Source organism: Virgisporangium ochraceum (assembly GCF_016863655.1).
Taxonomy (GTDB): domain Bacteria; phylum Actinomycetota; class Actinomycetes; order Mycobacteriales; family Micromonosporaceae; genus Virgisporangium; species Virgisporangium ochraceum.
In genome coordinates this window covers 1-13881 of sequence record NZ_BOPH01000085.1, presented here as the reverse complement: position 1 = coordinate 13881, position 13881 = coordinate 1, and the positions used below count along the sequence as shown (strand labels likewise).

General features: G+C 72.1%; 11 protein-coding genes and 2 pseudogenes. 7 read left to right on the top strand and 6 right to left on the bottom strand.

The features are described 5' to 3' along the window. Nucleotides 1-87: 87 nt before the first annotated feature. The 4 genes and pseudogenes from Voc01_RS54720 to Voc01_RS30065 form a co-directional block, all read right to left on the bottom strand. Nucleotides 88-567: a cellulose binding domain-containing protein gene (locus Voc01_RS54720; protein ID WP_373873890.1), complete on the bottom strand. Its 480-nt coding sequence runs from the start codon at nucleotides 565-567 to the stop codon at nucleotides 88-90. Between the two features lie 144 nt (nucleotides 568-711). Further along, nucleotides 712-1749 (bottom strand): annotated as a pseudogene (locus Voc01_RS54715) (glucuronyl esterase domain-containing protein); the annotation flags it as partial. Between the two features lie 171 nt (nucleotides 1750-1920). Next, the gene (locus tag Voc01_RS30070) at nucleotides 1921-2553 is read right to left on the bottom strand and encodes a phosphoesterase PA-phosphatase (RefSeq protein WP_239160578.1); all 633 of its coding nucleotides are present in this window, start codon (nucleotides 2551-2553) and stop codon (nucleotides 1921-1923) included. A 30-nt stretch (nucleotides 2554-2583) separates the two neighbouring features. Continuing rightward, the gene (locus Voc01_RS30065) at nucleotides 2584-3789 is read right to left on the bottom strand and encodes a pectinesterase family protein (protein WP_239160577.1); all 1206 of its coding nucleotides are present in this window, start codon (nucleotides 3787-3789) and stop codon (nucleotides 2584-2586) included. 170 nt (nucleotides 3790-3959) lie between these two features. Between Voc01_RS30065 and Voc01_RS30060 the strand changes: the two are divergent. Together Voc01_RS30060 and Voc01_RS30055 are read left to right on the top strand one after the other, a co-directional pair. After that, nucleotides 3960-4274, top strand: a pseudogene (locus Voc01_RS30060) (response regulator transcription factor); the annotation flags it as partial. Between the two features lie 42 nt (nucleotides 4275-4316). Then, entirely contained in the window at nucleotides 4317-4697 is a 381-nt protein-coding gene (locus tag Voc01_RS30055; RefSeq protein WP_203930971.1) for a DUF4870 domain-containing protein, read from the top strand. Between the two features lie 7 nt (nucleotides 4698-4704). Here the strand turns inward: Voc01_RS30055 and Voc01_RS30050 are convergent, their stop codons facing one another. Then, the gene (locus Voc01_RS30050) at nucleotides 4705-5253 is read right to left on the bottom strand and encodes a helix-turn-helix domain-containing protein (RefSeq protein WP_203930970.1); all 549 of its coding nucleotides are present in this window, start codon (nucleotides 5251-5253) and stop codon (nucleotides 4705-4707) included. Nucleotides 5254-5273: 20 nt separating this feature from the next. On the opposite strand from Voc01_RS30050, the gene Voc01_RS30045 reads away from it, so the two are divergent. The 4 genes from Voc01_RS30045 (at nucleotide 5274) to Voc01_RS30030 (ending at nucleotide 11302) form a co-directional block, all read left to right on the top strand. Next, nucleotides 5274-6455: a pyridoxal phosphate-dependent aminotransferase gene (locus Voc01_RS30045; RefSeq protein WP_203930969.1), complete on the top strand. Its 1182-nt coding sequence runs from the start codon at nucleotides 5274-5276 to the stop codon at nucleotides 6453-6455. Nucleotides 6456-6594: 139 nt separating this feature from the next. Beyond that, nucleotides 6595-7554, top strand: coding sequence for an Acg family FMN-binding oxidoreductase (locus tag Voc01_RS30040; RefSeq protein WP_203930968.1), 960 nt, complete (start codon nucleotides 6595-6597; stop codon nucleotides 7552-7554). Between the two features lie 23 nt (nucleotides 7555-7577). Further along, nucleotides 7578-7982, top strand: a complete 405-nt coding sequence (locus tag Voc01_RS30035; RefSeq protein ID WP_203930967.1) for a hypothetical protein — start codon at nucleotides 7578-7580, stop codon at nucleotides 7980-7982. A 401-nt stretch (nucleotides 7983-8383) separates the two neighbouring features. Further along, nucleotides 8384-11302, top strand: coding sequence for a glycoside hydrolase family 48 protein (locus tag Voc01_RS30030; RefSeq protein ID WP_203930966.1), 2919 nt, complete (start codon nucleotides 8384-8386; stop codon nucleotides 11300-11302). Between the two features lie 555 nt (nucleotides 11303-11857). Here the strand turns inward: Voc01_RS30030 and Voc01_RS30025 are convergent. Next, nucleotides 11858-12292, bottom strand: a complete 435-nt coding sequence (locus Voc01_RS30025; protein ID WP_203930965.1) for an Hsp70 family protein — start codon at nucleotides 12290-12292, stop codon at nucleotides 11858-11860. Nucleotides 12293-12561: 269 nt separating this feature from the next. Here Voc01_RS30025 and Voc01_RS30020 point away from each other — a divergent pair, with 269 nt between their 5' ends. Beyond that, nucleotides 12562-13695, top strand: a complete 1134-nt coding sequence (locus Voc01_RS30020; RefSeq protein ID WP_203930964.1) for a M50 family metallopeptidase — start codon at nucleotides 12562-12564, stop codon at nucleotides 13693-13695. Nucleotides 13696-13881 lie beyond the last annotated feature (186 nt).

Genomic DNA, 13881 nt, shown 5'->3' with positions numbered 1-13881 from the left:
GCACCGACGTCACCGCATACGGGTACGCAGCCCGGCCGGCGGAGTGGCGGTCCGTCGGCCGGGCTGCGTCGTTGGGGTGCGGTCTTCTCAGCTCGCGGTGCAGGTGGGCGCCGGGTTGCCGGGGCTGCCCGTGCCCTGGAAGCCGAACTCGGTGCTCTGGCCGGCTCCCAGGCGGCCGTTGTAGGAGACGTTCGACAGCGTCACCGCGCCGGTGGTGCCGCCGCGTGTCGTGTTCCAGCTGTTCGTGATCGTCGCTCCGGCGGGCAGCGTCATCGCGACGGTCCAGCCGTCGACGGGCGACGCTCCCGCGGTCACCCGGACCGTGGCGACGAAACCGCCGGTCCACGCGTTGACCGACACCGACGCGGCGCACCCACCGACCGGCGGCGGCCCCGACGACGACGGCGGCCCTGACGAAGGCGGCTGGGACGACGGCGGTTGGGACGACGGCGGTTGGGACGACGGCGGTTGGGACGAGGGCGGGTTGCTCGGCGACTGGCCCAGGCTCGGGGTCGTCCAGTCGCGCCACTCGGCCAGGTTGCCCTGCGCGCGGCTGGAGATGCGCATCGCGCCCGGTGCGTTGCCCGTCCTCAGCAGGTGCTTCTGGATGTTCTGCTGCAACGGCGTGCGCCACTCCGGCCGGTTGGCGCAGTGCGAGCCGTCCTGCACGTCGGACCAGTACGTGATGTTGTCGCCGGCGCCGAGCGCCCGGTAGACCTCGGCGCCACCGAGCGCCGCGACGCTCGCGCTGCGCGGCCCGAGGTTGGCGATGTGCGGGTTGTCCATGACGAACAGCCCACGCGGCGCGACCATCGCGACCATCTCGTGCGTGTCGACCGGAAGCCGGTTCGGGCTGCCGGTGAACGAGCCGAACGCATCGCCGAACCAGGGCTGCTCGCCGTAGGCGCTGCTGAGGCTCTGCGCGCCCTCGCCCGGAACGCCGCGGAGGATCGGCACACCGGCGGTGCCCGACTCGATCGGCATCGTCAACGCGATCCGCTGGTCGAACGCGCCGACCACGAACGCGCCCTTGCCGAACCGCGAGCAGCCGGTGACGCCGGTGGCGTCGGCCCGCAGGACCGTCTGGTTCCCTTCGAGCACGTCGATGATGCGGCTGACGCCCCACGCCCACGCCATCAGCAGGCCGGTCGGGCTGGTGTTGCCGTAGATGCTGTAGAAGGCGCCCTGCTTGTTGGTGCGCGGCGTGCCCTCGCGGCCGACCGCGTACGGGTCGTAGCTGATGACGGCCGCGCCGGCCGCCCGGATCGCGGCGGTGTCGGCGCCGAAACCGCCGAGCACCACGACCGCGGGGAACGGCCCGGTGCCGCTCGGCAGCTGCACGCTCGCCGAGAAGCTGGAACTGCGGCCGTTGTGGCTGACGTTCACGGTGATGCCGCTGCTCGACACCGTGCCGGTGACGGACTGCGGCTTCGCAGGCTTCTCGCCGTACACGAACTTCTCGGCCAGGCGCTTGATCTCCTCGCGACGGCAGCGCCAGTCGCCGGTCGTGGTGATGCGGGAGTTGTCGAGCCGGCGGAACGGGTCGGGGAGACGGGCGTTGGTGGGCAGGGATCCCGCGTCGGGCAGCGCGGGTACGGCGCACGTGGCGCCCTCGTTCTCCACTGTGGACGCCAGGACGGCGGCCGCGTCGGCGGGGCTGGTCGTCGCGTCGAGCACGGAGGCGACGGCAGTGCCTCCGGCGAGGAGTACGGCCACCGCGAGCGCGATGGTCCGGAGTCGGGGGTGCATCGGGCAACTCCTTTCGAGGGAGCGCCACCGGGCGAAACTTTCGGGGACACGTGGGGGTGGGAGCGCTCCCGGATGGTGGTGCGCCCAGTCTTGATTGAGGCATCGGAATATGTCAATACAGCGTGGAGCCGCATCGACGAGTGCCGAAACTTTACGAAACTACCGGTGCCGCTACCGCAGGAGGCCGAAGGCCAGACCCGACACGACGGCGCCGACGACGGTCCCGGCGACGACCTGCCACGTGGTGTGGTCCCGCAGCCGCACGCGCGACCACCCGACGGCCGCGACCATCACCGCGGTCGCGAGCAGCGCCGGCCCGAACGCGAGCGTGAGGACCAGCGTCGTGCCGGCCGCGACGCTGGCGTGCACGCTCAGCTTCCAGAAGTGGTTGATGACGGTGGCGACGAGCCCGCCGACGAACATGGCGACGACGAGCGCGGTCACCGCCCGGGGCGCGCCGAGCGCCGCGAGCAGCACGATGCCGACGAGCACCGACACCAGGCCCAGCGCGAGCGGCTTCGTGCGCTGCTCGCGCACGCCGATGTGCCGGTCGCTCAAGCGGCCGCGCAGCACGCCGTACAGCACGATCGCGTACGGGATCACGCCGACGAACAGGCTCGCGAACAGCCCCCACGCCAGGCCCGACCCGACGGTGCGGCCCGCGTGCACCCCGATGACGATCGGCAGCACGGCGACGAGCACCGGCGGCGCGAAGATCTCGGTGAGCCAGCGGGCGAGCCTCGTCACCGGGTCGCGGGTGGGCGTGGCGTCGGGCAGGACCTCGTCGACGATCTCGGGTTCCATCGACTCCCATGCTGCCCTACGGGCTTAGCACTACACCGTGCGGTACTCCCAGAGGCGGTTGAACGCCGGGTCGTCGAGGTCGCGGCCGTCGGTCACGTTGCCGGCGAACGGACGTCCGGTGGTGGCGGCCGGCGCCCACGGCGCGACCGGGTCGAAGCCGCCGTCGATCGCGCTCTCGCGGATCACGAGTTGACCGTTGGGCGACACGCCGGGCAGGTAGCCGGTGGAGCCGGCGCTCTGGTCCCAGGCGCGGCCGAGGTTGGCGGTCGGCGCGCCGTCGTAGCCCGCGTCGGTGGTGAGGAGGCTGTGCCGCACCAGGAAACCGAACGGGTGCGCCGGGTTGGTGCTCGGCGAGAACACCACGCCGTCGGTCGGCTTGCGGGTGGACACGACGTGGAAGTGGACGCGTTCGAACACCGCTGTCGCGCGTCCGAAGACGAAGTCGGTGTCGCCCTCGACGTAGCTGTCGCGCACGACGACCCGCGCGATGCGGGTGGCGTCGGCGGCGTTGGTGTGGAACGTGTCCTGCCGGCTGACGAGCCGCACCCGCTCGACGAGCGTGCGGTCGGCGTCGGTGCGCAGCGCGACGGCCTGGTGGGTGCCGGCCAGGTCGGGCAGCGTGTTGACGATCGTCAGGCCGGCCAGTTCCAGCCCCGGGCTCTCCGACCAGACCACCGACGCGCACAGGCCGACGGTCGCCTGCGTGCGGGTGGCGCACGAGCGGTACATGGCCCAGGCCGGGTCGCCCTCGGCGTAGCGGCCGTCGGGGTTCACCGCGGCGGCCCAGTCGGCGGGGCTCGCGGCGCCGTCGAGGCTGTGCTCGATGCGGACGTCGCCGACGCCGTGGAGAGTGAGCGGCGGGCCGCCGGCCGGGATGAACACGGTGCCGGGGTAGGTGCCGGGCGTCACGAGGATGTACCGCCGGCGGTCGCCGCCGAGGCGGTGGACGGTGTCGACGGCCTCCTGGACGCTGTCGCCGGGGCGCACCACGACGTCGGGCCGGCCGGGGCGCACGGGTCCGGGCCGCCACGGGTCCGCGACCGGCGCCGCGTACGGCCCGGACCGCTCGAGGTACGTGGCCGGGGTGAACCGCGCCGCCTCCGCGACGGAGAGCACGGGCCGGCTCGCCGTGCCCGGTGCCTGCGGCGTGCCGGCGTGCGCCGGCGCGGCCGGAAGGGCCAGCACCAGCGCGGTGACGATCGCGCCGATGCCGGCCCGGCGTGCGAAGTGTGCCACGGATACCCCTTAGGTAAGCGCTTTCCTCGCAGCTTCGTAGTAACGCCGGTCAATGTCAAGAGCGGGCGGGGTAGGGCCGCCCGCGTCCGGTGGACCGTCACCGCGAGCAGCACCGACCCGACGGGCCAGGCCAGGTTCGCCGGCACCGCGACGACCGAGAACCACCAGAAGTCGCGGCCGTTGGCGACGTCCTGCTCGCGCCCGCGGTGACCCGCCGCGTGATCCACCGCTTCCCGCGCACCCCGCAGGGCCGCTCCGCCGCGGCCCGGGCCACCGAACGCCTGACCGAACGCGAGGCCGAGGTCCTGCGCCTGGTGGCGCGGGGCCCGAGCAACGCGGAGCTGGCGGCGGAGCTGCACCTGTCCGAGGCCACGGTGAAGACCCACCTGACGAGGGTGTCGACCAACCTCGACCTGCGCGACCGGGTCCAGGCGGTCGTGTTCGCCTACGAGCACGGCCTCGTCACCCCCGGCGCCACCGACTGACCGCCCCAGGGCCGGTGACACACGTCGGATATCGTCCATGGCATGACGCAGTTTCCGGACTCCGGGCCGCGGACCGGGTACCGCGACACCGCCGAGAAGCGGTGGGTGCTGGTCGCGCACTTCGGTGCCGTGCTGGGCCTGTTGCCGGCGCTCGTCGTGCTCCTGGTCAAGGGGCGGGCGCCGGGTACCGTCCGCACGCACGCGGCCGCCGCGCTCAACTTCCAGCTCTTCGTCAGCGGCGCGCTGGTGCTGCTGTCGATCGTGCGGATGTGCGGCCTGTTCCTGCCCGACATCACCAACTGGTTCCTCGGCGTGATCTGGGTCGGTGTGTGGGGCGCGGGCATCGCGTTCGGCGTGGTCGGCGGCATCCGGGCCAACGAGGGGCTCCTGTACCGCTACCCGATCCGGCAGACCGTCGTCTGAGCACGCCTCACGGGTGGCTCATCACGATGACGCCCTGCGCCCGGCCGCCCAGCGCGCGGTACACGTGCGGCACGTCGCCCGCGAAGCGGACGAAGTCGCCGGCCCCGAGGTCGACCGGCGCGGCCGCCGGGCCGGTGCGTAGGCGGCCCGCGGTCACCAGGATCGACTCGACGACGCCCGCGGGATGCGGGTCGGCGTGCCGGGTGCGGGTGCTGAACGTCGCGTCGTAGATCTCGGCGAGACGGTGACCGTAGACCCGGTCGAGCAACCGGGCCGCCACCGCACCCTCGACCCGCGCGCCCTCGCCGGCGCGCACCACCTCGACCACGGGGACGTCGGCCGCCGGCGCGCCGATGAGGTCGCCGAGCGCCGCGTCGAGCGCGTTCGCCAACGCGTACAGCGTGTCGATGGTCGGGTTGCCCTGGCCCGCCTCCAGCTTCGTGAGGGCGGCCCGGCTCACGCCGCTGCGCGCCGCCAGCGTCACCACCGACATGCCGCGACGGGTCCGCAGATCGCGGAGGTTGGTGGCGATGAGCGACTGTGGCGACGGCGTCATGCCTACTATAGTAGCCAACCATGGCTACCACACGAGTCAGGCCCGCAGCGCGGATGGCGGGCGTGCACGGCTTCGGCATCGACCGGGTGGCGCGCGACGTGGTCCGCGCCAGCACGCGGTGGCCGGTGCTGCGCCTGGAGAACCTCGACACCGACCTGCCCCTGCCGCCGGAGGCGGTGCCGGTCACCGCGGAAGCGCTCACCACGCCGAGGGCGAACTCGTGGCTGCCGTTCACCGGCGACGAGGACCTGCGCGCGGCCATCAGCGACCTCCTCGTCGACCGCTGCGGCGAGCGGTACGACCCGGCCGACCGGATCGTCGTCACCAGCGGCGGCACCGAGGGCGTGCTCGACTGTCTCCTCGCGACGGTCGACCCCGGCGACGAGGTGATCCTCACCGATCCCGCCTACGCCGGACTGGTGAACCGCGTGCGCCTCGCCGGCGGCGTGCCGACGTTCGTGCCCTACCGGGTCGAGGACGACGAGTGGCGGCTCGACCTCGATGCCCTGCGGGACAGGGCCAGGACGGCGCGCGCCGTCGTCATGATGAGCCCGTCGATGCCCAGCGGCGCCGTCCTCACCGACGACGAATGGCGCGCCGTCAGCGAGGTGTGCGTCACGAACGACCTGATCCTCATCTACGACGCGGCGATGGAACGGATCCTGTTCGACGGCCGCGAGCCGCTGCATCCCGTGCGCTACGAGGGGATGGCCGAGCGCACGCTCGTCGTCGGCTCGCTGTCCAAGGAGTTCCGGATGATCGGGTGGCGGGTCGGCTGGGTCGCCGGTCCCCGGTCACTTGTCGACGCGGTCGGCTGGGTCCACGTCTACAACACCACGACGCCCGTCGGCATCGCCCGCGCCGCCGCGACCGCGGTGCTGCGCGGCGACCACGGTCACGTCGCGGCGTGCGCCGCCGAGCTCGAACGCCGGCGCGACACCATCCTCGCCGCGACGGCCGGCCTGCCCGTGGTACGCCCCGGCGGCGGGTGGTCGCTGCTGATCGACACCGTCACGCTCGGCCTCGAACCGGCGCGGGTGTCGGCCGCGCTGCTGCGGGAGGGGGCGGTCGCGGCCACGGCGATGGGCGGCTGGGGCGACGCGGTCGCCGCGCGTCACCTCCGTTTCGTCTTCAGCGCCGAACCGGTGGACGCGTTGCGCACGCTGCCCGGGCGCCTGGCCGCCGCCGGTCTCACGGGTTGACGCCGGGCGGGCCGGGCGGGCCGGGCGGGCCGGGCCGAAGGTCCCGACCCGCCCCGGGCCCCGGCGGGACCTTGGCCTCTACCGCGCGGTCCGCGGGGGGAGCAGGCTGGAGGCGTACGGACGGAGAGAGGACCACACCATGAGCGACGTCACGCGGGCACTGACCGGAGCGGTGACGGTGGCCGGACGGGCACCGTCGATCCACAACACCCAGCCCTGGCGGTTCGTCGTCGACGGTGACCGGCTCGACCTGCACACCGAGCCGTCACGGCAGCTCCGCGAGCTCGACCCCGAGGGTCACATGATGCTCGTGAGCTGCGGTGCGGCCCTGCACCACGCCGTGGTCGCGCTCGCGGCCGAGGGCTGGCACGCCGAGGTCGAGCGGACCGGCGCGCCCGAGGGAGCGGTGGCCAGCGTCCGGGTGACCGGACCCGGTGAGCCCGACCCGCACGCGGTCCGCCGCGTGGCCGCCGTGCCGCGCCGGCACACCGACCGCCGGCCGGTCGCGCCTGTGCCGGTCCCCCCGGACGCCCTCGCGGCCGTGACCGACGCGGTGACCGGAACCGGGCTGCGGATCCACGTGCTGCAGCCGAAGCAGGTGGTCGAGCTGGCGGTCGCGGTCGACCGCGCGCTGCGTGCCGAGGGCTCCGACGACCGGCAACGGGCCGAGCTCGCCGGCTGGGTCGGCGGAGCGCGGGAGGCGGGCACCGGGGTACCGGACGCGGCCATCCCGCGCTCGGCCCCGGAGACGACGGTTCCGGGTCGCGACTTCGGCGTCGACGGGACCCTCACCGTCCCGACCGGGCACGACGAGCGCGCCGTGCACGCGGTCATCTACGGGACCGGTGACCGGCCGGTCGACTGGCTGCGGGCCGGGGAGGCGCTGTCGGCCGCCTGGCTCGACGCGGTCGACAACGGGCTGACGCTGCTGCCGGAGAGCTCGCCGGCGGAGATCGCGAGCACGCGGCTGCTGCTGCGGCAGCTGGTGTCGCACGTCGGCTACCCGTACCTGGTGGTGCGCCTCGGCGTCGCCCACGACGAGACCACGACGACCGGGACCCCGCGCCTGCCCGCGCCGGAGATCGTCGAGCTTCGTTGAGAGGGTGCCGTACCCTTCGACCCATGATCGGTTCGGCGCTGCTGATGCGACTGTTCGCACGCCGTCCGCACTATGTCGACCGCTTCCGCTACGGCCGTGCCCAGAGGGGCCTGACGCTCACCGAGCTGCGCGCCGAGTACGGCCAGCGCATCATCGACGACGCCCGGGCGGATCCGGTGCTGGCGAGGGTGCTCCACGAGATCGGGACCACGCTGCTCGAGTCGGTACGCACCCTCGACAAGGCGCCGGCCCACCGGCCGCTGATCCGGTACATCCTGCTGACGGAGCTGGCGAACCGCTACCTGGCGAGCGTGACCGAGCCGTACTCGTCGATTCCGCCGAGCCCGTACCGCGGGTACTCGCACCCGATGCTGATCGTGGCGGCCGCCTGCGTGCTGGGCACGAGCCGCCGGCTACGCAACCCGTAGCGGGGGGATTCACCGACGGGGACGAGTAAGTGCTCGTCCCCGCCGGGAGCATGTGGGAACTGGGTGGGGCTGCGCGCGGGAGCCGAACCACGCGGGAACTGCGGTGGGTGCGCCTCCTTCCGGACCTGCGCTGTGGGAGCGCTCCCAAATGTGGGTGACCGAACTGTAGCTGTTCTTTTCGAGTTTGTGAACGGCCGACGACAGATTTAGATCTTTCCAGGTCAGCGGCCTGCACAAATGCGGTGGGCATAGACGACTGGCGCTGGAAGCGCTCCCATGGCAGACTGCCGTCATCGCGAGCAGGGAGCCGACCCCGCGACCCCCGTTCCCGCCCTCCACACCCCAGCGCCGCAGCGGTCCCGCGGCGACCCGAGGGCGTTCTCGCGAGGAGTCAGCAACGCATGAAGTTTCCCCGAACTAGACGCTGGACGACCTTCGCCGCCGCCGGCGTGCTGGTCACGACCGGCCTGGTCAGCATCCCCACCACCGCCTACGCGGCTGTCCAGTGCGACGTCACCTATGCCTCCACCGACTGGAACAACGGCTTCACGGCCAACGTCACGATCAACAACCGGGGTGACGCGCTCACCGGCTGGAACCTCGGCTGGACGTACGCGAACTCCGGCCAGCGGGTCACCAACTACTGGTCGTCGAAGATCACGCAGAGCGGACAGAACGTCACCGCCACCAACGAGGCCTGGAACGGCAACGTGCCGTCGGGCGGCTCGGTGACCTTCGGCTTCAACGGCTCGCACACCGGGCAGAACCCGAAGCCCACCTCGTTCACGCTCAACGGCGTCACCTGTGGCAGCCCCGGTAACAACCAGTCGCCGTCGGTCAGCCTGGCCGCGCTTCCCGGTCCCTACGTGGCGCCCGCCGACGTCGCGCTGAGCGCGACGGCGAGCGACCCCGACGGAACCGTGAGCAAGGTCGAGTTCTACCGCAACGGCCTGCTGATCAACACCGACACCAGCTCGCCGTACGGCTACACGATGGAGGACCTGCCGGCCGGCAGCTACACCGTCCAGGCGAAGGCGTACGACAACGCGACCGGCACGGCCACCGCCGAGCGCAGCTTCACGGTGGCACCGTCGAACGGTCCGACGATCATCGCGACCCCGCCGTCGATCAGCGTTCCCGAGGGCGGCTCAGCGACGGTCAACTACAAGCTGAGCGCGGCGCCGAGCGGCAGCGTCACGATTCCGCTGACCCGCACCGGTGACCCCGACATCACCGTCTCGCCGGGGTCGATCACGCTGACGCCGACGAACTGGAGCACGGGCGTCAACGTCACCTTCAGCGCGGCCAACGACTCCGACACGACGAGCAGCACGGCCACCATCTCGGCCACCGCCAGCGGCTACCCGACGCTCGCCGTCACCGCGACCGAGGTCGACAAGGACGTGCCGGGCGGCGACAACGAGTACATCACCCGGTTCCTCGCCCAGTACGGCAAGATCAAGAACTCCGGTTACTTCAGTCCGGAGGGCGTGCCGTACCACTCGATCGAGACGCTGATCGTCGAGGCGCCCGACCACGGCCACGAGACCACCTCCGAGGCGTTCAGCTACTGGATCTGGCTCGAGGCGCAGTACGGACGGGTCACCCAGAACTGGGCCCCGTTCAACAACTCGTGGACCGTGATGGAGAAGTACATCATCCCGTCGCAGGCCGACCAGCCCACGGCCGGAGTGAACGGCACCCCGCAGTACGCGGCCGAGTACAACCTGCCCAGCCAGTACCCGTCGGCGCTGCAGTCGAGCGTTCCGGTGGGCCAGGACCCGCTGCGCGGCGAACTGCAGTCGGCCTACGGCACCGGCCAGATCTACGGCATGCACTGGCTGCTCGACGTCGACAACACCTACGGCTTCGGCCGGTGCGGCGACGGCACCACGCGTCCGGCGTACATCAACACGTTCCAGCGGGGTCCGCAGGAGTCGGTGTGGGAGACCGTGCCGCAGCCCTCCTGTGACACGTTCGTCCACGGTGGACCGAACGGCTTCCTGGACATCTCCATCAGGGACTCCGGCGCGCCGGCGAAGCAGTGGAAGTACACCAACGCCCCCGACGCCGACGCCCGCGCGATTCAGGCCGCCTACTGGGCGCTGAAGTGGGCCAAGGAGCAGAACAAGCAGGCGGACGTCTCGGCCACCGTCGCCAAGGCGGCCAAGATGGGTGACTACCTCCGTTACGCCATGTTCGACAAGTACTTCAAGCGGATCGGCAACTGCGTCGGTCCGACGACCTGCCCCGCCGGCAGCGGCAAGAACTCGATGCACTACCTGCTCAGCTGGTACTACGCGTGGGGCGGCGCCACCGACCCCGCGGCCGGCTGGTCGTGGCGCATCGGCTCGAGCCACAACCACTTCGGGTACCAGAACCCGTTCGCGGCCTGGGCGCTGGTGAACACGCCGGAGCTGTCGGGCAACATGAAGAGCCCCACCGCGGTCACCGACTGGACGAGCTCGATGAACCGTCAGCTCGAGTTCTACCAGTGGCTGCAGTCGGCCGACGGCGCGATCGCCGGTGGCGCGACGAACAGCTGGGACGGGGCCTACGCCCAGCCGCCGGCGGGTACGCCGACGTTCTACGGCATGTACTACGACGACCACCCCGTCTACCACGACCCGGGCTCCAACCAGTGGTTCGGTATGCAGGTGTGGTCGCTGCAGCGCGTCGCCGAGCTCTACTACGAGACCGGCAACGCCAAGGCCAAGGCGATCCTCGACAAGTGGGTGCCGTGGGCGATCGCCAACACGACGATCGGCACCGGCGGGAACTTCGCGATCCCGTCCGACCTGCAGTGGAGCGGTGCTCCGGCCACCTGGAACCCGTCCAGCCCGGCCGCCAACTCCAACCTGCGCGTCACGGTCACCGCGACCGGTCGTGACGTCGGCGTGGCCGGCGCCTACGCCCGCACCCTGACCTGGTACGCGGCCAAGAGCGGCAACGCCGCGGCCAAGACCACCGCCAAGGGCCTGCTCGACGCGTTGAACGCCAACGCCGACGCGCAGGGCGTCTCGACGACGGAGACCCGCGAGGACTACCGCCGCTTCGACGACGTGTACAACGCCGGCACCGGCCAGGGCCTGTACCTGCCTCCGGGCTGGACCGGCGAGATGCCCAACGGTGACGTGATCGCCCCGGGCAAGACCTTCGTCGACATCCGTTCCTTCTACAAGAACGACCCGGCCTGGCCGAAGATCCAGGCCTACCTCGACGGTGGTCCCGCTCCGACGTTCAACTACCACCGGTTCTGGGCCCAGTCCGACGTGGCCATGGCCTACGCCGACTACGGCCGCCTCTTCCCGACCGGCTAGCAGAACCCCGCACCAAGGGCGGCCGGGACCATGCGTCCCGGCCGCCCGCATTTGCAGAACCAGATGAGACGCCCACCGGAAAAGCACGGCGCGGCCCAGCTTCGCACCCCCGCCGAGGAAATCACCCGCCGGGCGATCGCCCATCTCGCCCGGCAGCCGGGGAAGCGGCCCGCAGCAGGGACGGGCTCCCGCCGGCCCATTCCGAGCGCGACGCCACTTACGACCGCGCCCAGCGCGCGTCCTGCGCGGAGCGCGCGAACAGCCAAGCGCCTGCCCCGGTTGCGCCTGCCCCGGCCGCACCTGCGCGGTTGCGCCTGTCTCGGTCGCCGATTCCGCGAGCCCGCCCGCCCGACGAGCGTCCGCCCCGCCAGCCGGGGCGACCAACCTAGCCTCCTAGGATGCTCAAGGCGATGTGCGGTGCGCAACGCAAAGGCCATCGCACCCGGGAAGGGCCGCCGTGCCGGGAGAGGGGCCTGCCGCGCCGGGGAGGTCCGGTACGCCACCAACTTCCGTGCCCGGACGTTCGGCGAGCCCACTCGATGCAAGGAGCACGCGTCAGCAGGTGCCGGTGCTGACCTCGTCGACGGGCTCGTACTTGCGCCACTCCGTCTGCAGCATGTACCTGGTGACCGACGCCGTCGGGGCTTGGAGCCAACCGGCGCCGCGGTGGTACATGCCGGCCGCGACCGGTTCGGGCAGCAGCACGGGCCCGCCGAGCCCGGCCCGCCCGGCCGCCTCGGCGAGCACCGCCCGGCGCGTCGTGGCCCAGGCCGCCGGGTGGGTCAGCACCGTCGTGGCCGGCGCCTGCCCGGTGACCCGCACCGCCTCGGCCAGCACGCGGGCGAGCGGCGCCGCGACCAGGTCGACGACGGCGACCTCGACACCGCCAGCAGCACCCGGCCCTCGTCGATCCGCGTCGCGGCCGGTCGCGGTCAGCCCGGCACCGACCCGGACGGCCGACGGCAGCAGGGGCGAACCGTCGAACAGCATTGGCGATGGTCTGGGTCGCCTCGAGCTTGCCGAACTGGACGTTCGACTGGAGCGGGCCGGCGTAGAAGTCGAACGTCCGGGTCAGCTCGGCGGCCGGGAAGACCTTCAGGGCCTCGTTGCTGGTGATCAGGGCCGACATCGTGGCGCGCTCGGCGGTGTCGACGCCGCCGCGGAGCTGGTTCCACATGGACGCAGGATCGGTCCTTCCGTCGTCAGGAACCCGACCGTGGCCACGGAAGCTGGGCGTGGGCTGTAGGTAGTCTCGATCCGTGGCCTATGGCATCGGCGTGGCGCTCTTCGCCCTCGGCATCCTGTTGTCGCTGACCCTGCACGAGATCGGGCACGCCGCCGCCGCGCGTGCGTTCGGCATGAAGGTCACGCGGTTCTTCGTCGGGTTCGGTCCGACGCTGTTCTCGGTGACCCGCCGCGGCGTCGAGTACGGCGTCAAGGCGATCCCGGTCGGCGCGTTCGTGAAGATCGTCGGCATGACGCGGCTCGACGAGGTGCCGCCGGAGGACGAGAAGCGCGCGATGTGGCGCTTCCCGGTGTGGAAGCGCACGGTCGTCATGGGTGCCGGGGTGGCGATCCACTTCACGCTCGGGTTCCTCATCCTGTGGGGGTTGTTCGCGTTCTCGCCGCTGCCCGACGAGCGCCTCCTGCAGAGCCAGCCGGTGCGGATCGACACGGTGTCGCCCGCGAGCGCGGCCGTCACGGCCGGCCTGCAGCCCGGCGACGTGATCACCTCGATCGACGGCCGCCCGGTCCGCGGCTGGGACGCGTTCACGTCGACGGTCCGCGCGGCCGGGGGCCGCGACGTCGCGCTGACGTACGAGCGGGCCGGCGTCTCCCGCACGGTGTCGGTGGCGCTGCCGGTGGTCGAGGGCGTCGGGCTGCTCGGGGTCACGCCCGCTGTGCCGACCAGCACCGCCGGCCCGGTCGACGCGGTCGGGCTCGCCGGGCGGCAGGCCGGTGCGCTGTTCGAGGGGACGTTCGAGGCGCTGGTGTCGCTGCCGTCGAAGGTTCCGGCGCTGTGGGCGTCGATCACGGGGGACGAGCGTGACCCGGAGACCCCGGTGAGCATGGTCGGCGCCAGCCACATCGGTGGCAAGCTCGCCGACCGTGGCGACTACCAGTCGTTCCTGTTCATGCTGGCGTCGCTGAACTTCTTCCTGGGCATGTTCAACCTGTTACCGGTGCTGCCGGCCGACGGTGGTCACATCGCGATCTCGTGGTTCGAGCGGGTGCGCTCGTGGGTCTACGCGCGGTTGCGCCGGCCGGATCCCGGTCCGGTGGACTACTACCGGCTGGCGCCGGTGGTGCTGGTGGCGGTGGTGCTGTTCGCGGCGTTCACGCTGTTGAGCGTCACGGCCGATCTGGTGAACCCGGTGCAGCTCACGGACTGACCGGGCTGGCCCCGGCCGGCGACGGGCCGCCGACCGGCGCGGCGGTGCGTGCGGCGCTGGTGTCCCGAGTCGCAGCTGCACGCAGGCGTGGGCAAAGCCGACATTTCAGCCCGGACGGACCCCCGCCGCCACTGCCCGTCACCGCAAATCTGCCCACCGGGTCTGTGCCGGTCGCCTTGATCGTCG